The following is a 24,835-nucleotide window of genomic DNA, read 5'->3' as shown; positions in this document are numbered from 1 at the left end:
CTAATTTAAGTTACAGGCTTCAAGACCTGCCAAACGCATCCGCACTTCGATGTCAGGCAAGCTACGCGGCTGGGTTTGCTCAAGGCCTCTCGCGAAGGCGCGAATATGTTCGGGCGTGGTACCACAGCAGCCGCCAACAATATTGATAAATCCTTCATTACCCCAATCGATAATCTCTTTCGCCATGTCGTCGGCTTCTAGGTCGTATTCACCAAACTCGTTAGGAAGCCCTGCGTTTGGATGCACTGAGGTAAAGGTTTCACAAACCCGTGACAGCTCTTCTACATATTGTCTTAATAAATCTGGGCCTAGCGCGCAGTTGAGGCCAATGGAGATTGGCTTAATATGACGAATGGAGTTATAAAACGCCTCTGTGGTTTGCCCTGAAAGCGTGCGACCGGAAGCGTCGGTGATCGTGCCCGAGATCATAACAGGCAGAGTGAGGCCCGCTTGCTCGAACGCTTCTTCTACACCGTAAGACGCGGCTTTGGCGTTGAGCGTATCAAAAATAGTCTCAATCAAAATAAGGTGAGCACCGCCTTCAATAAGGGCAAGCGTTGATTCGACATAGGCTGCAACCAACTTGTCAAAAGTGATATTGCGAAAACCAGGGTCGTTTACATCAGGAGAAATCGAACAGGTTTTTGACGTTGGGCCAAGTACACCTGCCACATAGCGAGGCTTGCTGGGATCTTTGGCGGTAAATTCATCACATACCGCACGTGCAAGCTTCGCCGATTCAAGATTAATCTCGCGGCTTAGGCTTGCCATGTCATAATCTTCCATCGAGATGGTGGTGGCGTTAAAAGTATTGGTTTCAATGATATCTGCGCCAGCAGCTAGATAATCGCGATGGATCTGTTTGATTATCTCAGGCTGCGTCAAACTTAGCAGATCGTTGTTGCCTTTGATAAGGACATGCCAATCTTTAAAGCGCTCACCACGATAGTCTTGTTCTTCTAATTTGTGCTTTTGGATCATGGTTCCCATTGCACCATCTAAGATCAGAATACGTTGCTGCATTGCTTGCTTAAGCTGCTCTGCTATTTGCTCACCGTTTACGGCTACATTATTCGGCATAATTGTTAGTCCTTACATCTTGGCTAACTAAGTTAATATCATAAGGTGTGGTTTGGTAAACATAGTAGTTTAACCAATTTGAGAATAACAAGAATGCATGGCTTTGCCATGTCTTAGATGGACGTTTGCTGGTGTCATTCTCAGGAAAATAGTTCTCAGGCTGCGGTGCGTTGGCCATTTTTTCACAATCACGATGGTATTCTTTTTGTAGCGTATCGGCGTCGTATTCAGGGTGACCGGTAATATAGACTTGGCTGCCTGAGTGATTTTTAATTAAGTAAGCGCCCACTTTTTCAGAGCCTGCTAATACCACTAGGTCTTTACACGCATTAATCTTATCGACATCGATATGGCCATAGCGTGAGTGTGGCACCAAAAACTCATCATCAAAACCACGAGTGAGCGCCCCGTGGTCAAAGTAACAGTGGTGTTTGAATACGCCGCAAAGTTTGTCATTTTTGAGCGCTCGCTTTAACCCATAATGGTGATACAAGCCAGCATGTGCGGCCCAACAGGAAAACAGGGTTGAAGTAACATGGTGCTCAGCCCAATCAAAAAACGCCTGTAATTCCTGCCAATACACCACATCGTCATATTCAAGATGCGCCAGCGGTGCGCCGGTGACGATCAAAGCATCATAGTTTTGATCTTTCACATCCGAAAAATAGCGATAAAACATATCTAGATGTTGTTCTGAGTTTTCAGAGCTGCGGTGGGTGTCTAGTCGCAACAAATCAACATTCACCTGCAAAGGGGTATTTGCCAGTAATCGGATAAATTGCACCTCAGTCTCCACCTTATTCGGCATCAAGTTTAATATCGCGAGCCGCATTGGGCGGATCTCTTGAGTTGATGCACGACTTTGTGGCATCACGAACACATTTTCATGACGCAATTGGGCAATGGCTGGGAGTTCGTCGGTGACGGTGATTGGCATGCGCTGCTCCAGACTAATCGAATGGCATTATTATGGACAAAAACTAGAAAATTTCAACCTCTAGATGTATGGACGTCTAAACATTAGTGGTAATAATTTGATTCCTTACCTCTCACTGATTATTTCAATTTATGTATACTTGCCACCATATTAATAAACACAAGAAACTTGAGATTTATGATTGGTATTGGCGAAGCAGCAGCGATTGCAGCGGCTGGGGTATGGGCTGGCTCAACCATACTGTACAAACGATTTAGCCATCACCTTAGTCCATTTGAGTTGAACGTCAGCAAAGGCGTCATCGCTTCAGCTTTGATGATCTTGTGTTTGCTCATCGCAGGTGATGCAATGTACCCGACCTTACCCTCGAGCTGGGGCTGGCTGATAGCAAGTGGGGTACTGGGCATAGCGATTGGTGACAGTGCCTACTTTGCCGCACTTAGAAATATAGGTCCCGCTCGCACTTTGGTTATTGAAAGTCTTGCACCTGCCATCGCGGGGATCTTAAACATTGTGCTCCTTGGTGTTTATCTCAGCGCATCCGCTTGGCTCGGCATTGCAGTGACAACCGTTGGTGTGATGCTGGCGATTAAGCCAAGTAGAAGCCAGCCAGTATTAGACAAAAAACATTATCTCTTGGGAGTCTGCTTTGCACTCACGGCTGCCATTTGCCAAGCTGCGGGTATGGTGCTTTCCAAAGGTGCGCTAAATAACGAAAGCATTAGTAGTTTGTGGGCGGCACTTATTCGCTTGGGATCCGGCACCCTATTTGTGGCCTTTATTGTTGTTTGTTTGAAATCACAAAGCCTGTTTAAAGCACTCACACTTAAACAAATCGACGGTAAAAACTGGTTATTCGTTGCAGTGTTTTTTGGCACCTTTATTGGGCTTTGGCTACAGTTAATTTCCGTTAATCATACTGATCCCGCTATCGCACAAACCATCTTTGCAACGGCACCGCTTATGGTGATGACGATTGGACTACTGCGCAGAGAAGCTATTACTAAGTCTATGATGTTTGGAGGCCTAATTGCTTTAGCTGGGGTGTTTTTATTGCTAAAGGGATAGCCAATATCACACTTAATATGTGTGCATATTGGCCTGAATTTGGGGTTAATTTACCACCGAAACAGAGGCAAAATACAAAAAGTAGTCAACCTAAGATTTATTAAAGGCAGACACGACTTTTTGTTACCACTATATTAATATGTAAAAACAATGTATATAGACTAATATTTATGCCTTTGCTTGCTTTGTTTTTCGCATTACTGCTCGTTGTGTTACCGGCGCATGGTTCAGAATGCCCAGGTGCCAATAATGCTAATCTCACAAGCCAGATTTTGTCTTGTAAGCAACATCTTGAAACGCTTGAACCCAACGGTGCTCAAGCTTTTGATGCACATCTTGAGCTTGTTAGCTTGTATCGTCGAGCGGGTGACATAAAGCTCAGCAATCAAATACTGGATGAGTTGATGGCATGGAAGTTAACCACACTCCAACGCTTTCAGGTGTTAAGACAAAGTGGTATTAATCGTTATCGCCAGCGCAATTATATTCAAGCGCTGGAGAGCTTCCACGAAGCGCAAACGCTTGCGGCTAAGTTGCAACAAAACGAACTCCTGGGTAAATCGGCAAACGATTTAGCTAATGCCTATCAGGCACTCGGAGATTTAGACACCGCCCTTACTTTATTTTTAGAAAGCTACCAAATAGCGAAAGCAACAAATGACCTACAGAGACAAGCGATCACGCTTAACAATTTAGGGAATGTATCGAGGGATATTAATCAGTTGGATGATGCCATCCTCTCGTTTCGTCAAGCCCATGCGCTCCACCAGCAAGCTGGCGACCAAACTAAAGCGAATCACACCTTGCTAAGCATCGCGGAAGTCTTCTACAAAAAGCGCGACTACAACAAAGCAACTGAAATAATTGAAGATTTACTTCAACCTTTGACACAAAGTGGCGCCTATACCCAATTGTCTCGAGCCTATTTATTATTGGCCGAAATTGCCATTGCTCAAAATCATATCGCTCAGGCACAACAGCAACTTGCTTCATTTAAACGTACTCGGCAACTAATTCAACACGGTAAAGTGGATCAGCGAGCACTGCTTATTGAAGCCAAACTCAAGCAGCTTGAGGGCGATAACCTAACAGCACAAACGATACTTAAACAGGGGCTTGAAGCACATAATCAGCAAAATAGTCAGCTTACGGAGTTATTTTACATTGCCTTATTGCAGTCCCAACTACAAACACACGCTTATAAAGAAGCGGTAGAGACCGCACAGCGTTATAATGACACGCTTAAAACTAGTCGTGTACAAAGTGAAAACCTTTATCAATTTCGCCTTCAAAGCGCTAACGTCTTGACCGCGCCTAAGCGCCAAACAGAGACAAGCATGTTGTCTCATGTACTCGTCGGGTTTATCACATTTTTAGCAGGTGTTTTGGTTACTTACTGCTTTATTCGCAATACCGCCCGCGCCGATACTCATGGCGTGCACAGTAAACATACGAGCATTGATGAACAGACCGCTAGACAATTAATGGTTGAGGTAATGACACTCACTTTGACGCTTTGGGAGCAAAGTAGTGGCAAAACTCGTGTCGAATTAGCGGAAGAAAGCAAAGTGTGGAAAGTGAATATCGATGATGGTCGCTTACGAGTGCGCACTCTTGAACGCTATCTTAATATCAAAACGCTGCCCAAAAAGCCGCGTATTCGAAATATTGTTACCACGGCACAATATGTACTCACTCAATGCCAAGACGCTAATTTCGATACTGCGCCCCTTTCTCAAAAAGTTGCACAACTGGAGCAAATCATAGCGTGCTCCAACGCTACTTGATGTATACAACAAAGGGGCTTTTGCCCCTTCTCTAGTTATCCGTCGCGGTCTCACATAAATAGCATGCTAAAGTCACGCCCATACCGGCATCATACTCTTGGTGATGACGATCTCCTTTGAATTCAAAAGGTCCTTCAAAGCGTGGATACACTGTCATATCAGGTTTTAGGCTATTACTAAAGCCTTTCATATTATGATGTAGAGATTGACACATTTTATTACCCATATCATAAGCAAGTCGCCAATCATCAAACTGGCCACAATCTAGTCGTGGTGTAATACGACCAGGAATACTCTGCTTAGGACTGGTACAAACGTTACTTCCTTCACTATGTAAATATTTAAAGGTGCCAGCAGTTAATGTCATTTTACCTAGCAAAATCGTTTGCCGCTTTGGACATTTCGCCCCATCAGCAACTTCGAGCTGCGCTATCATTTCTGGGCTATGGGCTTGTACAAAGCTCACAATCAAAGTTGCTCCCAATACTACTATTACTCGTCTCATAACTGTCTCCTTATTGGTTATGACACCGTTACTCGATTGCGAATGTACTCACGCTGAGACTCCAATAACGGCGATAGCAAAATCCTGCCTCAAGCGAATATTGATTGCAGCAAAAGTTACGGGGCAATTGGGTAAATTCGGGTAAAAATATAAGCAGACCTTTGATATTTAAGTTTTTATTTACCACAGCTTGATATCAAAACTTACCTAACCCAATGCGTCCGTTTAATATCAAAGGTTTTACCCAAGTTGACCCTAACTGGCCCTACAACCTCCTATTCAATCGCTGAAAAAGTTTCCAACATCACAAGGCAAGTTAACAATGCATGAGGCATGTTGACTCAGCACAACGATGAAGGAATAGAAAAATGAAACAGAGAAATTTCACCCCAAAGTTAGTCAGCCTAGTTACCAGCACGTTGTTACTGGGTAGTATTTCGCTACAAGCCGCAGAAGAATATGGAGAAATGGCCCCCTCTCAAGTAAGCCCAGAAGCGTGGCAAGCCATTTCAAACTGGTCTCAAGACCGTGTTTCCTTGCTTGAATATATCTCCGACAACGACGAAGAATATGAATTAGACCGCTATGTCGATAGCTTGATCCGCGACTATCGAGATGGAGAGATGCTAAGCCAAGCAAAAGCTTTAGATCAAAACGTATTATCAGCATGGGAAAATGCTTTTACCGAGCAAACGCCTGAAGATAACTTTTTCTTTACTCGATATCTTATTCAATTTAAACCGACGGTATTCGAAAAATGGACACAACAGCAAAAAGTGCCAACACTCAGCCAACATTTAGAGCGAAATGCACCGCAGCTTTACAGCACTTGGCATAAGGAATACGCAGCTCCTAAACGTAAAGGGCTCTCGGTACTTGAATACGATAGGACGCTACCGTCAGATATTCTTGCCGAATTAAAAGAATTGCTGACTAAAAAACCCATCTTCGGGCCTAAGTCACAATGCTCATGTCAGATGGTGACCCCTTCAACCAGCACAGGCCAAGTAGTCACTAACTACCCATCAACCCAAACGCCTTGGAGCACATCCACCAGCGATGGTAGTGGTTTTTCTAAGCACCATGCTTATGTCAATACCTCAGCCTACGGCGCCTTTCACTCAGCTAAGGGGAAACGTTGGTCAAAAAATAAAGCGCTCAGTTTCGATAACACCTCAGCCCATAATTCGACCGAGTTCCACGTCAAAATGTTGTGTGCAGACACCGGGGGATTTGCATGTAATCAAAGCAATGCCTGTTCGGGCAATTTAGAAGTCAGAGGCACTTATTCAGCTCGCTACCATGTAACTGGGCAAGCTAAAAAAATTTGGTCAAAAGGTACCAACTCACACGCAACCGACGGCGCAAAATTTGCGGTCGATTTGCCAGGAGCTGCACCTGAAGTCATCTTGTTTAATAAAGCCGGTGGCGCAGCCATGGGATATAACACCACATGGAATTTAAACTCCACCATTGGAGTCGTTAAAGCCGCACTTGGCATTACTTCTGCAATCGTCAATGGCAACCCTGGCAGCTTGCTTGATGGTCAATTGGCCGATGCGCTCATCACCAACTTGGCAGGCATGATCACGCGTTCGGGTAATCAAGCCAGTGTTACCACCACAATGCGCGCGCGCTTTGATTCGTCCGACGTCAGCCCTTTCTTGTTGCAACCCAATGAAGTGTATCACTTTACCCTTGATTCAAAAGGTCGGGTGCAAGCCAGAGGCTACGGTGGTTATTCGGACAGTCATTACGAATATGGTAGCTCAGGCGCGGTGATGTATGCGGCAAATCACTTTACCTGCGGCAGCAATGTCAATGCCCCAGCACCAACAGGGTTATGGTTCTATTCGTCACAATCCGGTCCAGATAGCGACGCATCATTACGTAGTGACGTTGAAAACTGGCTCTCTGTGCAGCTCAACAAACCCGTTAATGCAGGCCAACGCCAAGGCATCATTCACTAGGTTTTTGTTAAGGGTGGCCATGCGCTGCCCTACTCCAATAAGGAAAGATTATGAATAAGTTCATCGCCACTACGCTTACCTGCTGGGTTTTGTCTTTAAGCGTTAACGCCTCAGCAGAGTCAGGGCACTACGATACATCAACCCTACCGCTATTATTTCACGCAGGACAACAAGGTTATCAAGCCCTTTCACCTTGGTATTCTTTTCAGTATCAGGACCAAAGGATCACCTTACAAACATGCGCAGAAGATGCCTGCAAACAAACGCTGCAATTTCCCCAATTAGAGCAAACTGCACCATTCAATAGCGAGACGTATGAGCCCAGCTATCAAGGTGAAGCTGGAAACATGAAAAAGTTAGAGAGTTACTCTCAACTCCAGCTCGGTTATCTAAAAGAAAACAGACTCTATGCCAGCGGCAATCAACGGCGCTTACTGTTCACGTTACAACTCGCGTCGGGTAAAGCTGAGTTACCCTTTGTATTTAATGATAACTATGACGAATCTCTGGCAAAAGATAAGTCATCCCTTACTCGAAGTTTCTCCTCCTGCGCCAAAGCCTGTAATACCACTTGGCAAGCATTTAGCGTGGATAAATCTGGTCAATATAGTCCGGCTATTTTTGTTCGAGATGAAACCGGAAATTGGCTTATTCAAAGTACTCGCGACGCAATTCGCATTGAACTTACCACCTTAATCGGACAATATCAGCCACCGGCGCTGCGTCATCACCACAATGACACCACACAGTCTAGCTATTCGTTGAATGACGATAGTTTAATTGTTACTCGCCAAGCTGATAGCGTATCTCGTCACATACTTAACCAAACTCAGGTTGTGGGTCTAAGTGATAAGCACTGGTTGCTGCTTCAAAATACCGACCTCACCCTCACGGATAACAACTCAAATATACAAGCCAAGCGTCCAATCGCGCAACTTGAGCTATCACGCTTACTGGCAAGCTATCTTGATAATGATCGCTTATATTTATTAGGGTTATCACCAAGAGACGCTGTGATTAAACCATCGCAGCAAACGATTATGACGCAGTATCCAAAGCTTCATGAAGACGCCCTCGTTGCCACCTCTCTACTGGAACTAGATTTAGAACTACAGGTTATTTCGGCCACAACGGTATTTATTCCTGACACCGAGTTTGCTGATATTCGCATTACTCGCAATGCGTGGGGAATATTGGTTAGCTCCGGCGAAGTTTCGGCACGTTCAACAACACATACATATGAAAGCAACCAATCGGCATCGGCAATGTCTGGCTGCCCGATGATAGCCAGTGGCTATGGTTATGGCTTGCTATGCTGGAAGGCATTAAATAACCCAACACTCGCCTATACTCCCAATGCCGCAAGCACAATGATCCCAACGACGGTGGTTGACAACACAACGCCAAATCTAATGAATCAATTAGAAAACAATCAATATGGGATTATTTTTAAAAATGGGGCAACGCCAACCGATCCGGGTGGAGTGTGGACTCATCCAGATAATGTTGCCACCAGTAAGGAAGATTTAGGATTGGCTGTGGCCATGTACCATTATCGCTGGGGATCACCTGTCGCGGCAAATATCGTCTACCCATCAGGAAGCCCCGCACATCCTGTGATGTTTAGAAAGGCGGAGTATCAAGCGGCGAATAGCAGTAATTTGCCACATAATGTTTGTAATCATTTTGCTGCCAGCTCAGGTTACCCTGAGTATCAGGCGGCTGATGCTTGTATGACACAGCCAGGTTTTGGCCTATTTAGCCTCGAAGATCTTACCTTCGACCGTTGGCAAGGAGGGAATTATTATCCGAACCAAACAGTCAGTGGGCAGGATAATTCTTGGTTTCCTTGGTATACCAACTTTGTTGGCGATCCACCGGTAACAGAAACCTTTGAGCAGGCCTCGAGTGCTGAAATGCTTGCACGATTGCAATTTAACCTAGCGCAGTTTGGTAAAATCAACCAAGACACCTATGTTAACGGCACACGCTTTAGCCAAGACACAGTCACCGGCTTCTACCGCTGCAGCCACCAATAACCAGCAGAAGCAAGATATTCGTATTCGAAACTCGCAAATTGTTAACAATGCATTAAACTTCATTCAACTGTTCAAAAAGGAATGAAGTCATGCGCATCATCATCGCCATTGCGACGCTCAATTTAATTGCTTGTAACAGCACGTTTGCAGTCCAACAAGCGAACACCAAAGTATTAGGCGCTTACTCAATGTTTGCGCCTTCCACTACTGAAGCCCCAAATATCTACGCGCGCGTCGTTGTTGACGGCGTGCTCAACGACGCCAATCAATGCCCAAGCTTGCTCTTTGGTAAAAAATCCATGCCGATGCAGTTGCGAGCGATGCGTCCGAACCAAACACACTTTCCAGTCTCTGTATGCGAAGCGAAAATCTCCCCAAACACGGCTTATACCGTCAGTGGTAGTCAATTCTCGTTAGCGCCCGTGACATTCGATCCGAATAAAATTGCGGTTTTTGGCGACACTGGCTGTAAGTCATCAGTTTGCGAAAACAACACTGCTGCCGAGCCGTTTAAAACTCTCGCAGAGCAAGGGGCAAAGCAACAACCGCAATTGTTGCTCCATATGGGGGATTTCAACTATCGAGGCACCGGTGGTGCGATCTCCGGTGATACCTATGCTTATGACGCAGGCGATGGTGGATATGGTGGTACTAGCTGCGGTCTTAACGATACCTACTACAGTCAAAACGCGTTAAATAGCCCAAGACCAGATACATGGAGCAACTGGCAAGCCGACTTTTTTGCCGCAACAACGGATCTTTCAGCAACCGCACCATGGATTTTTGCACGAGGCAATCATGAACTTTGTAGCCGCGCCGGAATAGGCTGGTTTTACTTTTTTGGCCCGGGAGCCAGTCTTCCTGATGCCATTGAGCAAAAGCAATGTCCATCTCAAGGGGATTATAATCAACCGCCACAATCTGCAAGTGCCCATATCATTGTGCAAAACTCCTATACCATCAACTTAAAACCGCTCAGTGTGTGGGTAATGGATAGCGCCAATGCCTGTGATGCCAGTGCAGACAATGGCCTAACAAAAGTCTACCAACAGCAATATCAACGACTCAATGTCAGAAGCGAACTACTCAAAACCAAACCCATGTGGATTATGAGCCACAGACCCATTTGGGGCGTTGAAGACCCAACAACCAAAGACACCTTAAATGTAATGTTGCAAACTGCGCTGAAGAACACCAGACAAGGCAAGTTGCCTGAACACGTGACTTTATCACTCGCTGGACATATGCATATTTATCAGTCTTCAACCTTTGCCGCCAGTACCGCACGCCCTGCGCAAATCGTTGTCGGCAATAGCGGCGTCAGCCTCAGTGATACCAATGCCTTTAGCGAATTTGATTATGCACTTGATAGCCAAAACGCACTCGTTAACGAACAAGGTAAGTTCGGCTTTTTATCAATTAAGCTTGGCGAAGATGGCGCGTGGCAAGGGGAATTTTTGGATGAAAGTGGTACCGCTTTTCTAACCTGCAGCAGCGAAACTGCAGATAAAAAAGCGGTATGTCGGGCGAAGTAAGCGCGACTCTTACATCCTAATCACTGGCAACTTGAGTTGCTCGCCTTGTATCTTCGTGTTTTTGATACCAGGCGAGTAACACCACGGTAGCAGCAGCGACCACTGCAACCCCAAATCCAAGATCCACGGTAAAGTGTTCAACGACCCACCCGGTCAACGCAGCCCCACCTGCAATCCCTACACCGAGTCCGGTAATTAGCCAAGTTAAGGCTTCAGTGAGTAAGTGTTTTGGTACGCTTTGCTCAACCAGACCCATGGCAATGATCATCGTTGGAGCAAACGCGAGTCCCGAAATAAACATCACTACCGCCAAACCATAAACGTGGTTAACACTGAGTAATAGCACGCTCGCGATCAATGTGAACATCGCAAAACGTACAAGCAGTACTGGCATAGACAGACGCCACTTAACGGCTCCAAATCCAAACCCAGCGATACAAGAACCAAACGCGTACATCGACAATACTAAGCTGGCCGCAATTGGCATCCCTTGCAGCTGAGCAAAAGCGATACTTAATACATCGATAGCACCAACTATTACACCGAGCGCCAATAACACCAAACTAAGCAACTTAACCGTGGAGTTAGCCAGTGCGGAAGTTCGGGTCTGATTTTCACTTTGTTCTATTTTTGGCTCAGTGTCCTTTTGCGACACTAACCAAATACTGCCTATCACAAACAAAATAACCGCTAGCAACGGACCGGCTTGAGGAAAGAGCAAGCTGCTCAATGCAATCGCAAGTGGAGGTCCTATCACAAAGGTAATTTCATCCAGTACCGACTCAAAAGAATATGCCGTATTAAGTAAGCCTTGATCTGATTGTATCGCACTCCACCTAGCCCGAACTAAAGCCGGAACACTTGGCATAATGCCCGCACACATGGCTAGAACATAGAGGCTCCAAAGTGGCGCTTGCAAGTGACTTAATAGCAACAATGCCAGCGCAGATACTGCACTAAACAAGGCCGCTGGGATCACAACCTTGCGTTGCCCTACCCTATCAATCAGTCGCGACAACTGCGGCGCAGCAAATGCCATGGTAAAGGTAAATAGCGCAGCAATGGAACCGGCAATCCAATGTGAGTCATAGAGTTGCGAAAGCATGGTGATTAACCCAATCGCCATCATAGAGAGCGGCATACGAGCAATAAAACCAGCACAGCTAAAATGCTTAGTTCCTTTTATCTTAAAAATTTCGGAGTAAGGATTATTCATTGATCTCTCCTTGAGATTATTTTCACATACAGTGTGTATGTAAAAATAATTGACATACATACTGTATGTCAATTATAAATTGCGTAGTTTTTAATAAGGATCGCAAAATGACAACAAGAAGCAGCATGATGGAGAAAACCCGCAGCGAGCTATTGGCCCAAGCCAGAGTGCTTTTTGCAAGTAAAGGATTTGCAGGGACGGCATTAGAAGAGCTAACAGCGGATGTAGGACTCACTCGAGGAGCGCTATATCATCACTTTGGCAACAAAAAAGGGTTGTTTTACGCAGTCGTACAGCAACTAGATAGTGAAATGGATCTCCGGCTCCGTGATATTGAACGTAGTGAAACCTCACCTCTGCAAGCGCTTTTGAAACGTGCAGAAACTTACTTGGATATGGCTACGGAGCCCGAGATACAGCGTATCATATTACGTGATGCGCAGTCGGTATTAGAGCCTGAACAACTCGAAAAGGCAGCGTCAGGGTGTGTGGCATCAATCACACAGTTACTAGGTGTAATCGCACCGCAACAGAGTTCTCAAGCGCATAAAACTAGCGCTCAATTTATCAATGGTGGATTAACGAGTCTCGCACTTTGGATTGCAAATCATCAAGTACCCGATCAAGCCGTAGATGATGCAAAACGTACCGCATACGAATTATTAAACCGTATTATGTTAGCTTAGGTTTTACTTAATCAGTAACAACGCGCCGAATCATTCGAACTGTTCTAGCGTATGCATAAGACTAAACGGATGCTGTAAAAACTCGGCTTGGTAGGTTTTATTACGAACACTTTCTGGTAGCTGGTTAAACTCCAGCTCCGTTTCAACATAATCGAAATAAACGCTGGAGCTTACCGTGTTTAGCGCATTCACGAACCTTAAGACTCCTGACTGCTTTTGCACCGCTAAATTCGCGGCAACAAGTCTGGCGAATTCGCCATATTCTTCGGCTTCACATTCCCTTTTTTGGTGAATATAAAAATAAGATAAAACGATACCTCGCTGCTGCGAGGTAATATTAAGACTGCGTAATTGCTCTTCTGTAATAGCACGCTCACTTTCGCATGCCGCTTTTCTAACACCCAGTTGTGTTACGCTATTTAACAGCTCACTAAGCAGCGTCTTTTGAACTGGTTCAAGTTGTTCAACTGGATACTCAATAGTCGGCGTAAGATCTACTGACATTGTTTCAGCGTTAGTTTGCGGCGCAAACGCAAACAATATCAAAACTAATAGCAGGGATTTCACAAATATTCCTTTTATCACTCGTGTCCGTGAACTTGCTCCAAGCTTTGAAACAAATTAAAGTTATCTCGAAGAAAATCCGCTTTTAGCGCGGCCGTTTTAACGGTCTCAGGTAAAGCGTTAAACTCAGCCTCAAACTCAATAAAATTTGCGTAACGCCCAGAAGATAGCACGTTCATTGCTTTCACCAGCTTAAACTCCCTCGGGCTCTTATGCACCACATAATTTATAGCGACTGTCCTTGTAAAAGCGCCAAACTCCGCAGATTCACACTGATTTTTGTTCAAACCATCAACATAAAAAAGCACAGTGGTGTAGTACTCTACATCCATTTTGAGTGAGTCCAATTGCGACCTTTTCAACACAGTCGCAACGTTGGCACATTCTATCCGTTTGTTGTGTAATCGGTTATAGTCCTTAATTAATTCAGCCATAGCGTGCTGCTCAAGGCCATGTAGTGCTAGGTCATGCAGTAAAGTGGTAAGTTCATTAGGTGGCAGCGGTAGCTGGTTAAGCACATTTTGATAGTCCGGTGTGGCGGACGCTGTACTCATATTTACTATAAAGCCAGCGACCAAAAAAGCAGGGGATAAATTCATTGCAAAATTCCTTTTTGACTGTATTGCCTCCAAGCGTACAGTTCTTGCAATAAATAGACAATGAACAAAAGCGTGGCTCACTAGCCACGCTTAGTTAGTTTATAGTCTGCTAAAAATCATAGCTAAAACTTAAGCTGTAATTTCTCGGCGCGCCATAACGATACTGATCAAAGAAGCCTATTTGGCTGTAGTACTTTTCATCGAAGAGGTTTTCTACGTTGAGCTGTAGCGCCATATTGTCTGCCAGAGCGTAGTTTGCCATCAAGCTAACCAGTGCATAAGCATCTTGCTCTAGCCTATCGTTGCCCGTTACTGAATAAGTGTCATCCTGCCAGTTCACGCCACCGCCAATCGTCAACTCAGGTAAAGCATTCACAAATTGGTAAGTCGTATACAACTTAAATTGCTTTCTTGGATTATCCGTATTCACTTCAACGCCGTTGGCATCTTCTGCTTTGTATTGTGAATAACCCAAATGCACATCAAAACCGTCAGTTAACTGACCCACCACTTCAAATTCGAAGCCTTTACTGGTTGTGCCTTCAGCAGCATATTGCGCGACTGTATTTACCGAACCAGGAACTATGTATCCAACATCATCTTGAGCTAGGTTATCTTGTTCGATTTGGAAAATCGCCAATGTTGTTTGCAGCGTGTCATCTAGATAGGTACTTTTTAGCCCCACTTCGTATGATTTTCCTTTGATTGGCTCAAGGAAATCACCATTACGGTCTTGGGCATTTTGCGGCTGGAATATTTCAGTGTAACTTGCATACACTCGCTGCGTTGTCGACAAGTCGTACAAGGCACCAGCGTAAGGTATAAATACGCCATTGTCGCCAAAATCAGTGATGACGCCATAGCTTTCGCCTTCGCGCTGCCAGCTCGACAACCGACCACCCGCTATTACTTTAAGTTCATCGCTAAGATTTAGCCTTGTTGCGGCGTAAAACCCTTTTTGCTCGGTATCCATATCTTGAGCAACTGAGGTTTCTGTGCCCCACGTCGGCTCAGGAAAATTACCATCCCACTCGTAAAAATTGCCAACTGGCAAAAAGGCATTATCGAGCGTAGCGAAAGTGAGTGTATCGGCGCTTTGCTCACTGTAAAGCGCGCCAGTTACGAAATCATGCTCACGACCGGCGAGTTGATAAAAACCTTTAAGCTGGATATCAAAGCTGTCTTGGTTACTTTCACCTGTACTTTTATAGGGCCAAGACGCTAAGCCCTCACCTGTTGTTTTATCCAACGTGCCGAATAAATACAGCAGCTCTGTATCTTGCTCGTATTTCAGCTTGTTGTAATTGGCGACCAGTTCCCAACCATTTGCAAAGTTGTGGCTAAAGTTCACAAAAGCATTGGTGCCAGTAGTTTGCCACTCAGTCCAATTTGCAGCTGTGGTTTTTTCGACTTCCCAGTCTGTCTTACTTCCATCGGTAAAGAAAGTAGGTAATGCCCCCCAAGTTGGACTGGTAGGGTCGTTACGCTGATAGCTTGCACCAACGCGGATCGTCGAATGCGTGCTTAAATCCGCTTCTAGTACCCCATAAAGCACGGTACTTTCGTCAGAGAAGAGATCTAGATACGAGTCACCTTCTTCATACTTCGCGACCACTCGTCCACGCACACTGCCATCGTTAGTTAATCCATTGGCAACGTCCACCATCACTTCTTTATTGTTCCAGCTTCCCAAAGAGACACTGGCAAAACCTGTGAGGTCGGTGCTATTTGCATGTTTGCGTACTAGGTTAATAGAAGCTGAAGGATCGCCCGCGCCGGTTAATAACCCCGTCGCACCACGCACAAACTCCACGCGCTCATATATCGCAACATCCGCGATGGTTTCACCTGAATCACCTGCCAAACTCCATGACAAAGGAACGCCGTCAATTTGATAATTGGTAATGTCAAAGCCACGTGACTGCAACGTATTACGAACATTATCAACTTCTTTCGCTGACACCCCAATCGCATTTAACACAGTATCGGTTAATGTATCGAGTTTTTGCTCTTTGATCCGTGCAGCGGTAATAACACTAACAGATTGCGGCGTCTCAAGAAGTGATAACCCTAAGCCAGTTGCGGTGTCTATCACTTCATTGACGGTGTATTTTCCCGTCACAACTATTTTTTCAATTTCTTCTTTATCTTGCTGTGCTGCTTGCACCTGTAATGCTGACGTGCCGAGCGCTGCCATAACAGCAAATGAGAGCGTTTTGAGAGGCAGAGTGTTCACTGGGTTCATCCTAATATTGTAAAAATCGAAACGATCATAATGCAGATGATAACCATTAGCAATAACATTAAGGTAAATTACAACCAGTTTCGAACCCGATTTAAGGAACGTTCCCAAAATAAGTAACCAACTAATTTAAAACAACTTTCCTATAAAAGAAACAAGAAAGATAAACCGCTAAACGAATAAAACATGCCATTTAACGCACATCCAAATGAATATAATTGCCATTTACACTTTTAAAAAGATATACTTTATTTACATTTTTGCGCAAATACTCCCTCAGCTTTAATTTGTCGCCGTCATTCAAAGAACTAGGAACACACAATGGCAAAGAAAATAAGCAACAAGTTTTGGTTTCAGTTGCATGGTTGGTTTTCACTGCCAATATGGCTACTGTTTTGCTTTATTTGTATCACAGGTACCATTTCCGTTTTCAGCCATGAACTTACATGGCTTACCAACCCTGATTCTCGGGCATATAACCCCAGTCAGGTAAGTGAGATGTCAGCGGGCTCAGTGTTACGCACGTTTAAAGATGAGTACCCAAGTGCAGATGTCATGGGGCTCAATGTGAGAGAGCCCTATTTGACCTATGTGGTGATGTTTACCGACGTCGACAAGCCCTATGCGCTTGCATATGTAAACCAGTACACAGGGGCTGTTCAGGAAATAAATGACGGCAATACGTTTATTAACTTTATGCGTTCACTACATGGCTGGCTGCTATTTCCATGGCAAAATGGCTACAGTGTTGGTTACTATTTAGTGGCGTTTATGTCACTGATCCTATTGGGCGCGTTGATCACAGGCCTGGTGGTATACAAAAAGTTTTGGTTAGCGTTTTTTCAGTTTAAGCTGCGTAAATCACAAGGAGGTCGTACCCTTGCCGCTGACATCCATAAACTCAGTGGAGTATGGTCGCTTTGGTTTATGACCGTAATGAGCCTCACCGGACTGTGGTATTTAACGCAAGCGGTGCTGTGGCATGCTGGTGTTGAACTAGAACATCATGAAACATTAAATGCTGCGGATATACCCAACTCAACAATAAACGCGAATGCAGTGGAAACCAGTGTTGACCTAGCGCTCGGTGAAATCCAACAGCAGTACACTGACTTTCGCCCAAGTTACATCATGCTACCTGAGCATAACCGCGATACGCTCAAAATCAGTGGCGCAAACGACTACGTACTCTATGACGATTACAGCATTAATATTGCCTACAACACTTGGAATGATACAGTCGTTCATCATGCAAACCCTGATTCAATGACAGGCTTACAAACGGTTATGCACATCACAGATCCACTGCACTACGGCACCATAGGAGGGATCTGGACCAAAGTCATCTGGTTTATTTTTGGCTGTATTTTATCCGGGATGTCAGTTACCGGATTTATCATGTATCAGCTTCGGACCAAACGCGCGCGTAGCCAAGAACGGAGCAATGCAAGACAACTAAAAGCACAGCAAGGGTAAATCGCCATGAATGCAGTCAAACGCTTTATACAGCACAATAAATATTGGTTAAATGCCCTATTGCTGGTGTTGCCAGCTTGGTTTTATTATCAATCATTACATCCAGAGTTTCCCGCTCCATTGGCGGAGCAAACACTTGGAGAGTACAGCATTACACCGATGCCTTTTGACGACAAGCCGCCATACATCCACGATAACTTATACGTCAAAGACTTCTTACTACTGTTCAATAAAGGTGACGTTGAATCTGTGCGCCAAGGCTATCTTAATATCGGCCCCAACGCGATGCCACTTGCACAGCTTATGGAGCATGAGCTCGGGATCCTTCACGGCACAAAACACGGTCAACACGTGCATGCTTTAGCAAAGAAAACATTATCAAAAGACGACAAGGTTTGGCTGACGATTGAAACTTGGCAAGGCGAAGTCATCGTCATGAATTGGCCGCTGCCAGAGTATTTAGTCAAAGAAAGCGCATAGAAAAGGGGCATCTCGCCCCTACTCGATTTAAATTACACTTAAGACTCAATAGAAATCAGGATATTATACCAGTTGTATTAAGTAAATGATCTATCTTGAAGCGGGGAAATAGCTTTAGTAGCACCGCTCTCGCGTCCTGCTACCGCTAAGGTACCTATATCCATATAGGCAAGGCAAAAATTTTGCTATTTAGTTGTTCTAAATGAGAAATTTTTAACGAAGCTAATATGCTATTTCACCCTTCAAATTGATTAGAGAATTAATTCAATTGGTATTAGTACCCCACCGCTGCGCTATCTGCACGCCTTGGATCTGAGGAGCCAAATAGACCTTTATCGGTAAGCATGATTGACTGGGTTGAGCCCATCGCATTCTGCTCTGAAAGTGTGTGTCCTTTGTTTTCTAGTAGACGTCGAGTATCCACATTTAAGCTACGTTCAATACGAATTTCATCTGGTAACCATTGGTGGTGAATACGCGGAGCCACGGTTGCTTCAGCGATGTTCAAACCATGATCAATAACATTCATAATGATTTGTAGCGTGGTGGTGATAATACGCGAGCCACCTGGGCTACCCGTTACCAAAAAGGGTTTACCCTCTTTCATTACAATCGTAGGTGTCATCGAACTCAGCGGGCGCTTCTTTCCTTCAACAGCATTAGCTTCTCCACCAACCAAGCCAAAACCGTTTGGTGTGCCGGGCTTTGCCGAGAAATCATCCATTTCGTTGTTAAGTAGAATGCCAGTGCCAGCCGCGACAATACCTGAGCCATAGCTAAAGTTGAGCGTATAAGTGTTACTCACTGCATTGCCCCACTTATCTACCACAGAATAATGCGTGGTTTGGTTACTCTCATAAGGTAATAATTTACCGGGCTTAATCTCACGGCTTGGTGTCGCTTTGTCTGCGTTTATTTGTTTACTGCGCTGCTTTGCATATTGCTTATCCACCAATGCTTTAACGGGTACGTCGTAGAAATCGGGGTCGCCCAAATATTCACTGCGGTCAGCATACGCACGCTTCATGACCTCAGCCATTAAATGGACGGTAGCAGCGCTATTATGCCCAAGCTCACCAATAGGATATTGCTCCAGCATGTTCAGCATCTCTATGATATGCACACCACCAGATGAAGGAGGCGGCATAGAAACGATGTCGTAGCCGCGATATGTGCCTTTTACCGGCTCACGCTCTACCGCTTTATAGCCTTTTAAGTCATCCAGCGACATAATGCCACCAGCTGCTTCTACTGCAGCAACAATTTTCTTTGCTGTCTCGCCCTGATAAAAGCCTGCACTGCCTTTTTCGGCAACAAGTTCCAAAGAGTGAGCCAAGTCAGCCTGCACCAGCCATTCATTTGGCTTGTAGCTGCTACCATCTTTTTTATAAAACACAGCCTTAGACGCCGGTACATCGAGCATTCGTTCTTTAATATAACGATGAGAAAGCGAGTTAGCTAAGTCAGAGGTCACTTTAATGCCATCACGCGCCAATTTAATTGCAGGCTGAATAACTTGACTAAGTGTCATGGTGCCGTATTTTTTGAGTGCTAACTCCATCCCCATAACCGTTCCGGGAACGCCCACGGCAAGGCCGTGCTGAAGGCTTAGCTTTGGGTTTACCTCGCCGTTTTCATCAATAAAGATATCTTTGTGCGCACGACTCGGCGCCATTTCGCGATAATCAATCGCAATGGTTTTATTCTCTTTTGCCAGATGCACTAGCATAAAGCCACCACCGCCGATATTTCCGGCCCTTGGCAAAGTCACGGCAAGACTAAAACCTACTGCAACAGCCGCATCAACGGCATTGCCACCTTGCTTTAAAATCTCTACACCAACCTGACTAGCAAGTGCCTCTTGGCTAGATACCATGCCGTGTTCAGCCCATATTGGCTGTGCCGTGGCTTTAGAACTAAATATTGGTGACTCGTCAGCTTGCGCCGTGTTACCAAACGCAACACCCGTACATAAGGAAACAGAGCAAGTCCACACCAAGGCTGTTAATTTACGCATCTTCATCCCGTTTTTTAATTATTCTCATGTTGCAGTGTTGCATGATTAAAAAGACCAAACAATATCGATGCGTTGGGCGACTGACAGTGCAAATTTACGTTACACCATAGTTACTGCACTCAAGGCTAAAAAGCAGCTTGTCATCGAGCATTGAAGTTACACAGGGTTGAAATAAGGCAATTGAGAAAAACACAAATTCAACCTTTAAAAAACATATTTGACAAATAATTTACGTTGGGTACAGTCAATAATGTAGTTTGTTTTTTGTACGACAATTCAAGCTTTCACAATAAGGAAAATAAGATGAAATTAACACTAACAAAAAGAAAGATAAAACAACTGAACCATACTGCAGGCTTGGAAAAAGCCCAAACACCAAACATCGCGGGAGGTTATTTAACCGCGGTTTGTGACAGAGAAATAACCGAGTTATGCAACACGAAAGCATTTGGTTCTTGCTATAACTGTGGCTCCCTTCGCTGTTAATACGCTTTCTTACCACCCAAAGGAAATGAAAAATGAAAATTAAACTGAATAAAAAGCCGCTTAAAAACTTAAACAATGCTCAAGCTATTGCACCACAAGCAACCCCCAAATTGGTGGTGGTGTAAACCGTTTGACTGATTTGGACTGTGTACCGACTAACCGCCACGATTGTCGTACAGGTGCTATCTCTTGTTACGGTGATCACGACTGTGCTTTCACAAATAGACAGTATATGTGCGATTAATTCTTTTTAGGCCCGTACTTGGGCCTATTTTGGAGTCTCGACCTGCTTAAAACACTAATCCTAGCTCACGCAACTCGCGCTCAGCTTGAGCCGCATTAAAGAACTGAATGCCATGTAACCCAACCTGCTTTGCACCTTCGACGTTCGCTAAGACATCATCAAGAAAAACACAGTCACCTGCCGCCAGTTGGTAGCGCTCCAGTAAATGAGTAAAAATAGCTTTGCCGGGCTTCATGCAGCCAAGCTCAGCAGAAATAATTTCTCCGTCAAAGTGTTGCCAGAAAGTATGACGCGCTTTTAGGTGGCTCACAATCTCGTGCACATTATCGGTTAGGGCATAAGCACTATATCCAGCCGCCTTTAGGCGCTGCATCAGTGCAAGCGTGCCATAAAGTGGGATCAGTGATTCTTTGATATAAAAGAACAGTTCGTCAGCTTGCTCAGAGGTTAAGTGACAGGTTTGCATAAAAGCGTGCTTGGTCTCTGCTTCAGTCAGTTCGCCTCGATTAATCGCAAACCAAATCTCACTGTGGAACAGCTGCTTAGCTAGACTCTCAACGTCGCATTGGTTGCCAAAGGTAAGCCGAACAATCTCCTCCGGTGACCACCTCACAAATACGTTACCGACGTCAAAAATTACGTGTTTAATATTGCCAATTGCCATCCTTGAACCTCTTTAGTTAGTTTAAATATGAGCGTTTATTATGCATATATTTATCACTTACGCACGGCTAATTCGGTAGACTCCAATGAAATGAAATCAATCATGCATTTGTTGTAAATACTCGCTAAAAAAGGTCAGAAATGCTTTGACTTGGCGAGGTTGAAACTGCCTAGATGGATAAATCGCTTGCAGCGCAACTTTGTCTGAGTCCGTTGGACTAAATCCCAATGTTTGAGTTGGCAACAACTCCACCAATCGCCCCGCTTTAATATCTTTGTGAACATCTAACCACGACTTGATGGTGATCCCAAGCCCTTGAATAGCCCAGTTTCGCAATACTTCTCCATCTGAACTCACTAAACAGGTAGGCACGGTTTCAATGATGGTTGCTTGCGTGTCTTTGTCGATAAAATACCAATCGTTTAGCGCCTGTCCTGCTCTTTCCAGTACTAAACAACGATGTTGCTGTAATGCTTGATAGCAATCTGGTGTACCATACCGTTCGAGATAGTTTGGGGCAGCCACCAGCATTCTGCGGTTGTTTAACAGAGGCCGAGATATCAAACTGCTATCATTTAAATTACCATAACGAATGGCGATATCAGTGCCAGACTCAACTAATTTGACCAAGCCCTCCCCCAAGCTCAAGTTAACCACCACCTGTGGATGCTGCGTGGCAAACTCCGCAACGGCGGGAACCACGTACTGACGACCAAAGTCTGAGCTTGCTGCAATTTTGAGTGTGCCTCTCAAATCGGGATCGGCATCTTGCAGTAGCGCCTCCGCCGCCGCAACCTCCTCAATGACTCGCACACAGCCCTGATAAAACCGCTCTCCCGCTTCGGTCAGTTTGATACTTCTGGTGTTTCGAGTAAGTAAACGGGTTTTATAGTGCGCTTCAAGTGCATTGATCCGTGCGGTCATGCTCGCTGGAGAAAGCCCTAATACTCGCCCTGCCGCAGCCAGGCCATCAGAGCGCACCACTTGAACAAAAAGCGCCATATCGTCTGCTTTGCTTTTCATTATTCACCTTTTATGAAAAGTAATTTTATATAGAAGCCAATTATCAAATATTAATAAACAAATAGACTGTTCTCAACACATAAATCGCTAACACCAATGGAGGTAACACACCATGCAGTTAGATCACTTTTTGTTTAGAGCACATGACATGGCAAAAATGGCGACCTTTTTTGAGCAGGTGCTTAGGCTTAAAGAAGGCCTACGTCCACCTTTTCCATTTCCAGGAAAGTGGTTCTATGGCGACCAACAGCAACCTTTCATTCATCTGGTTGAACAATCACCACATACCCAAGCACAGGCTGAATACCTTGGTTCTGCGCAAAACACAAGCATGAGTACTAGCAACATAGATCATATTGCATTTCGTGCTGACGATTACCCCGGCTTAATCGCCCGACTAGAGCATTTTGGCGTTCGCTACGTGGAACGAGATGTCCCTATTAGCAATGAGCATCAGGTTTTTATCTTTGCACCTGAATCTCTAAAAATTGAAGTGCTGTTTCCACGCCACATCAACTCACTTGTCCAATAATTAGGAGAATACTATGTCTGATCCATTGTTATTTACGCAGAAAAAACTCGGTAATTTAATCTTACCAAACCGCATTTTGATGGCACCAATGACCCGCTCTCGAACAACACAACCGGGAGATATTCCAAACCAGTTGATGGCAAAGTACTACGCCCAACGCGCTTCGGCAGGGCTTATCATTAGTGAAGCCACACAAATCTCTTGTCAGGGCAAAGGATATTCATTTACTCCCGGAATTTATACTGCTTCGCAGGTTGCTGGATGGAAAGAAATCACCCATGCAGTCCAGCAAAAAGGTGGCCGTATTTTCTGTCAGCTTTGGCATGTTGGTCGTATGTCTCACTCCACTTTTCATGAAGATGGCCAACCCGTCGCCCCCTCAGCACTGGCGCCCGACGCACAAGTGTGGGTGGTCAATGAAAAAGGAGTGGGTGAAATGGTCGATTGCCCAACACCACGTGCACTGGCAACCCAAGAAATACAGAGCATAGTCGAAGATTATGTCCATGCGGCTGAGAATGCCATGATGGCGGGGTTTAATGGCGTCGAGATCCACGCAGGTAATGGCTACTTAATTGACCAGTTTTTACGCCGCAGCTCTAATCAACGTCATGATCAATATGGTGGCTCGAAGGAAAACCGAATTCGCTTTGCGGTTGAAGTTATCACCGCGATTAGCCAAGCAATTGGACCTGAAAAAGTAGGGATCCGATTAGCGCCTTTTATTACCCAACGTGGCATGCAAGACGAACAAGCCATTGATACTATCTTGCTCGCCGCGGAGCACTTTAACCGCTTAGGCATTGCCTATGTGCACTTAGCAGAAGCGGACTGGGATGATGCGCCGGTCGTGACGGAGAGCTTTAGGCAAGCACTAAGAAGAAAATTTCACGGCGCCATTATTGTGGCGGGCAATTACGAACCAGAGCAAGCCGAAGCCCTTATTGAGCAAGGTCTAGTTGACTTTGTGGCTTTTGGTCGCAAGTTTATCTCCAACCCAGACCTCGTATACCGTCTAACTCATCAATTGCCTTTGAGTCCAATCAACCCTGATGCGCCTTTGTTTGGTGGTAGCGAGCAAGGCTACACCGACTATGCAGATTTCCAACAATTAAGAGCAAAAGGTGCAATATGAAGCCATTATTACTGCATTTATCCCTAGCCTCTATGGCATTACTCGGTGCAACCGATGCAATTTCAGCATCTGAGTTTACACTAGAAAGCCCAGATCTTGTTGCCGAAAAATCTATTCGACCATTTCAATACTGGGATCAATTTGGCTGCGAGGGAAACAGCACACGGCCAACCTTAGTTTGGTCAAATGCACCTAAACAAACCAAGAGCTTTGCGGTGACGTTTTACGATCAAGACGCGCCAACCGGCAGCGGATTTTGGCACTGGCAAGTGTATAACTTGCCCAAAGACACGACTCGGCTTGCAGAAACTTTACCAAGCCAAGCCATTGAAGGTAATACGGATTTAGGAAAGCCTGGGTACTTTGGCCCGTGCCCGCCTATTGGCCGCAAACATAAATACACCTTTACCGTGCATGCACTAGATGTAGATACACTCCCCGTGCCAGCTGGTGCAACGGCACCACTTACTGGATTTTTTATCCACCAGCATAGCTTAGCGCAGGCAACACTTTCTGTGTATGCCGGCCCAAGAGCCGCAGGAGAATAACC

22 protein-coding genes are annotated in these 24,835 nt (G+C 45.0%); 12 read left to right on the top strand and 10 right to left on the bottom strand.

Annotation, left to right across the window (positions count from 1 at the left end; translation table 11 throughout):
- Both GSF13_RS11135 and metA read right to left on the bottom strand, forming a co-directional pair.
- Complete coding sequence (locus GSF13_RS11135; protein WP_211868318.1) at window positions 1-1,080, bottom strand: homocysteine S-methyltransferase family protein; 1,080 nt, start codon at window positions 1,078-1,080, stop codon at window positions 1-3.
- Window positions 1,070-2,017 (bottom strand): homoserine O-succinyltransferase, encoded by a 948-nt coding sequence (metA, locus tag GSF13_RS11130; protein ID WP_010604098.1) that lies wholly within the window; start codon window positions 2,015-2,017, stop codon window positions 1,070-1,072. Before metA ends, GSF13_RS11135 begins: the two co-directional genes overlap by 11 nt.
- Window positions 2,018-2,194: 177 nt before the next feature.
- On the opposite strand from metA, the gene GSF13_RS11125 reads away from it, so the two are divergent.
- On the top strand, window positions 2,195-3,085 hold the full coding sequence (locus tag GSF13_RS11125) for a DMT family transporter (RefSeq protein WP_010604099.1): 891 nt from the start codon (window positions 2,195-2,197) through the stop codon (window positions 3,083-3,085).
- A 170-nt stretch (window positions 3,086-3,255) separates the two neighbouring features.
- A complete protein-coding gene (locus tag GSF13_RS11120; protein WP_211868316.1) occupies window positions 3,256-4,872 on the top strand; it encodes a tetratricopeptide repeat protein in 1,617 nt (538 codons plus the stop codon).
- Window positions 4,873-4,903: 31 nt separating this feature from the next.
- Here the strand turns inward: GSF13_RS11120 and GSF13_RS11115 are convergent, their stop codons facing one another.
- Window positions 4,904-5,377, bottom strand: a complete 474-nt coding sequence (locus GSF13_RS11115) for a hypothetical protein (protein ID WP_211868315.1) — start codon at window positions 5,375-5,377, stop codon at window positions 4,904-4,906.
- Between the two features lie 368 nt (window positions 5,378-5,745).
- On the opposite strand from GSF13_RS11115, the gene GSF13_RS11110 reads away from it, so the two are divergent.
- From GSF13_RS11110 to GSF13_RS11100, 3 genes are all read left to right on the top strand, one after another.
- Window positions 5,746-7,347, top strand: a complete 1,602-nt coding sequence (locus GSF13_RS11110) for a hypothetical protein (RefSeq protein WP_206471259.1) — start codon at window positions 5,746-5,748, stop codon at window positions 7,345-7,347.
- A gap of 50 nt (window positions 7,348-7,397) precedes the next feature.
- Entirely contained in the window at window positions 7,398-9,386 is a 1,989-nt protein-coding gene (locus GSF13_RS11105; RefSeq protein WP_211868313.1) for a hypothetical protein, read from the top strand.
- Window positions 9,387-9,475: 89 nt separating this feature from the next.
- A complete protein-coding gene (locus GSF13_RS11100; RefSeq protein WP_211868306.1) occupies window positions 9,476-10,921 on the top strand; it encodes a metallophosphoesterase in 1,446 nt (481 codons plus the stop codon).
- A 16-nt stretch (window positions 10,922-10,937) separates the two neighbouring features.
- Here the strand turns inward: GSF13_RS11100 and GSF13_RS11095 are convergent, their stop codons facing one another.
- The gene (locus GSF13_RS11095; protein ID WP_211868304.1) at window positions 10,938-12,137 is read right to left on the bottom strand and encodes an MFS transporter; all 1,200 of its coding nucleotides are present in this window, start codon (window positions 12,135-12,137) and stop codon (window positions 10,938-10,940) included.
- A 107-nt stretch (window positions 12,138-12,244) separates the two neighbouring features.
- Here GSF13_RS11095 and GSF13_RS11090 point away from each other — a divergent pair, with 107 nt between their 5' ends.
- Window positions 12,245-12,823: a TetR/AcrR family transcriptional regulator gene (locus tag GSF13_RS11090; RefSeq protein WP_211868302.1), complete on the top strand. Its 579-nt coding sequence runs from the start codon at window positions 12,245-12,247 to the stop codon at window positions 12,821-12,823.
- A 30-nt stretch (window positions 12,824-12,853) separates the two neighbouring features.
- Here the strand turns inward: GSF13_RS11090 and GSF13_RS11085 are convergent, their stop codons facing one another.
- The 3 genes from GSF13_RS11085 to GSF13_RS11075 form a co-directional block, all read right to left on the bottom strand.
- Window positions 12,854-13,390: a hypothetical protein gene (locus GSF13_RS11085; protein ID WP_211868300.1), complete on the bottom strand. Its 537-nt coding sequence runs from the start codon at window positions 13,388-13,390 to the stop codon at window positions 12,854-12,856.
- 14 nt (window positions 13,391-13,404) lie between these two features.
- Entirely contained in the window at window positions 13,405-13,986 is a 582-nt protein-coding gene (locus GSF13_RS11080; RefSeq protein WP_211868298.1) for a hypothetical protein, read from the bottom strand.
- Window positions 13,987-14,095: 109 nt separating this feature from the next.
- Window positions 14,096-16,222 (bottom strand): TonB-dependent siderophore receptor, encoded by a 2,127-nt coding sequence (locus GSF13_RS11075; protein WP_211868296.1) that lies wholly within the window; start codon window positions 16,220-16,222, stop codon window positions 14,096-14,098.
- A gap of 327 nt (window positions 16,223-16,549) precedes the next feature.
- Here GSF13_RS11075 and GSF13_RS11070 point away from each other — a divergent pair, with 327 nt between their 5' ends.
- Window positions 16,550-17,704 (top strand): PepSY-associated TM helix domain-containing protein, encoded by a 1,155-nt coding sequence (locus GSF13_RS11070; protein WP_211868294.1) that lies wholly within the window; start codon window positions 16,550-16,552, stop codon window positions 17,702-17,704.
- A gap of 6 nt (window positions 17,705-17,710) precedes the next feature.
- The gene (locus GSF13_RS11065; RefSeq protein WP_211868292.1) at window positions 17,711-18,184 is read left to right on the top strand and encodes a hypothetical protein; all 474 of its coding nucleotides are present in this window, start codon (window positions 17,711-17,713) and stop codon (window positions 18,182-18,184) included.
- Window positions 18,185-18,458: 274 nt separating this feature from the next.
- Here the strand turns inward: GSF13_RS11065 and ggt are convergent, their stop codons facing one another.
- Window positions 18,459-20,201 carry a gamma-glutamyltransferase gene (ggt, locus tag GSF13_RS11060; RefSeq protein ID WP_211868290.1) on the bottom strand — a complete coding sequence of 581 codons (1,743 nt, stop codon included), beginning with the start codon at window positions 20,199-20,201 and terminating at the stop codon, window positions 18,459-18,461.
- Between the two features lie 303 nt (window positions 20,202-20,504).
- Here ggt and GSF13_RS11055 point away from each other — a divergent pair, with 303 nt between their 5' ends.
- Window positions 20,505-20,687 (top strand): hypothetical protein, encoded by a 183-nt coding sequence (locus GSF13_RS11055; RefSeq protein WP_174168472.1) that lies wholly within the window; start codon window positions 20,505-20,507, stop codon window positions 20,685-20,687.
- Window positions 20,688-20,977: 290 nt separating this feature from the next.
- Here GSF13_RS11055 and GSF13_RS11045 read toward each other — a convergent pair whose 3' ends face one another.
- Together GSF13_RS11045 and GSF13_RS11040 are read right to left on the bottom strand one after the other, a co-directional pair.
- Window positions 20,978-21,595 (bottom strand): HAD family phosphatase, encoded by a 618-nt coding sequence (locus tag GSF13_RS11045; protein ID WP_211868288.1) that lies wholly within the window; start codon window positions 21,593-21,595, stop codon window positions 20,978-20,980.
- 96 nt (window positions 21,596-21,691) lie between these two features.
- Window positions 21,692-22,618, bottom strand: a complete 927-nt coding sequence (locus GSF13_RS11040) for a LysR family transcriptional regulator (protein WP_174168470.1) — start codon at window positions 22,616-22,618, stop codon at window positions 21,692-21,694.
- A gap of 112 nt (window positions 22,619-22,730) precedes the next feature.
- Here GSF13_RS11040 and GSF13_RS11035 point away from each other — a divergent pair, with 112 nt between their 5' ends.
- Genes GSF13_RS11035 through GSF13_RS11025 form a run of 3 tightly spaced genes read left to right on the top strand, consistent with a single transcriptional unit; the run spans window position 22,731 to window position 24,833 of the window.
- The gene (locus GSF13_RS11035; protein WP_211868286.1) at window positions 22,731-23,150 is read left to right on the top strand and encodes a VOC family protein; all 420 of its coding nucleotides are present in this window, start codon (window positions 22,731-22,733) and stop codon (window positions 23,148-23,150) included.
- A 13-nt stretch (window positions 23,151-23,163) separates the two neighbouring features.
- On the top strand, window positions 23,164-24,285 hold the full coding sequence (locus tag GSF13_RS11030) for an alkene reductase (RefSeq protein ID WP_211868284.1): 1,122 nt from the start codon (window positions 23,164-23,166) through the stop codon (window positions 24,283-24,285).
- Complete coding sequence (locus GSF13_RS11025; RefSeq protein WP_211868282.1) at window positions 24,282-24,833, top strand: YbhB/YbcL family Raf kinase inhibitor-like protein; 552 nt, start codon at window positions 24,282-24,284, stop codon at window positions 24,831-24,833. The genes GSF13_RS11030 and GSF13_RS11025 overlap by 4 nt, the downstream gene beginning before the upstream one ends.
- Window positions 24,834-24,835: the final 2 nt, after the last annotated feature.

It is taken from the genome of Pseudoalteromonas sp. M8, assembly GCF_018141365.1.
In the GTDB taxonomy this organism is placed as follows: Bacteria; Pseudomonadota; Gammaproteobacteria; order Enterobacterales; family Alteromonadaceae; genus Pseudoalteromonas.
This window is presented reverse-complemented; position numbering and strand designations above follow the sequence as displayed.

Excerpts from the sequence above, each read along its gene's own strand:
- GSF13_RS11090 (WP_211868302.1), top strand. The coding sequence starts at position 12,245 with ATGACAACAAGAAGCAGCATGATGGAGAAAACCCGCAGCGAGCTATTG.
- GSF13_RS11055 (WP_174168472.1), top strand. The coding sequence starts at position 20,505 with ATGAAATTAACACTAACAAAAAGAAAGATAAAACAACTGAACCATACT.
- GSF13_RS11045 (WP_211868288.1), bottom strand. The coding sequence starts at position 21,595 with ATGGCAATTGGCAATATTAAACACGTAATTTTTGACGTCGGTAACGTA.
- GSF13_RS11065 (WP_211868292.1), top strand. The coding sequence starts at position 17,711 with ATGAATGCAGTCAAACGCTTTATACAGCACAATAAATATTGGTTAAAT.
- GSF13_RS11080 (WP_211868298.1), bottom strand. The coding sequence starts at position 13,986 with ATGAATTTATCCCCTGCTTTTTTGGTCGCTGGCTTTATAGTAAATATG.
- GSF13_RS11035 (WP_211868286.1), top strand. The coding sequence starts at position 22,731 with ATGCAGTTAGATCACTTTTTGTTTAGAGCACATGACATGGCAAAAATG.
- GSF13_RS11070 (WP_211868294.1), top strand. The coding sequence starts at position 16,550 with ATGGCAAAGAAAATAAGCAACAAGTTTTGGTTTCAGTTGCATGGTTGG.
- GSF13_RS11120 (WP_211868316.1), top strand. The coding sequence starts at position 3,256 with ATGCCTTTGCTTGCTTTGTTTTTCGCATTACTGCTCGTTGTGTTACCG.
- GSF13_RS11135 (WP_211868318.1), bottom strand. The coding sequence starts at position 1,080 with ATGCCGAATAATGTAGCCGTAAACGGTGAGCAAATAGCAGAGCAGCTT.
- ggt (WP_211868290.1), bottom strand. The coding sequence starts at position 20,201 with ATGCGTAAATTAACAGCCTTGGTGTGGACTTGCTCTGTTTCCTTATGT.
- GSF13_RS11030 (WP_211868284.1), top strand. The coding sequence starts at position 23,164 with ATGTCTGATCCATTGTTATTTACGCAGAAAAAACTCGGTAATTTAATC.
- GSF13_RS11025 (WP_211868282.1), top strand. The coding sequence starts at position 24,282 with ATGAAGCCATTATTACTGCATTTATCCCTAGCCTCTATGGCATTACTC.
- GSF13_RS11125 (WP_010604099.1), top strand. The coding sequence starts at position 2,195 with ATGATTGGTATTGGCGAAGCAGCAGCGATTGCAGCGGCTGGGGTATGG.
- GSF13_RS11095 (WP_211868304.1), bottom strand. The coding sequence starts at position 12,137 with ATGAATAATCCTTACTCCGAAATTTTTAAGATAAAAGGAACTAAGCAT.
- GSF13_RS11105 (WP_211868313.1), top strand. The coding sequence starts at position 7,398 with ATGAATAAGTTCATCGCCACTACGCTTACCTGCTGGGTTTTGTCTTTA.
- metA (WP_010604098.1), bottom strand. The coding sequence starts at position 2,017 with ATGCCAATCACCGTCACCGACGAACTCCCAGCCATTGCCCAATTGCGT.
- GSF13_RS11100 (WP_211868306.1), top strand. The coding sequence starts at position 9,476 with ATGCGCATCATCATCGCCATTGCGACGCTCAATTTAATTGCTTGTAAC.
- GSF13_RS11115 (WP_211868315.1), bottom strand. The coding sequence starts at position 5,377 with ATGAGACGAGTAATAGTAGTATTGGGAGCAACTTTGATTGTGAGCTTT.
- GSF13_RS11040 (WP_174168470.1), bottom strand. The coding sequence starts at position 22,618 with ATGAAAAGCAAAGCAGACGATATGGCGCTTTTTGTTCAAGTGGTGCGC.
- GSF13_RS11110 (WP_206471259.1), top strand. The coding sequence starts at position 5,746 with ATGAAACAGAGAAATTTCACCCCAAAGTTAGTCAGCCTAGTTACCAGC.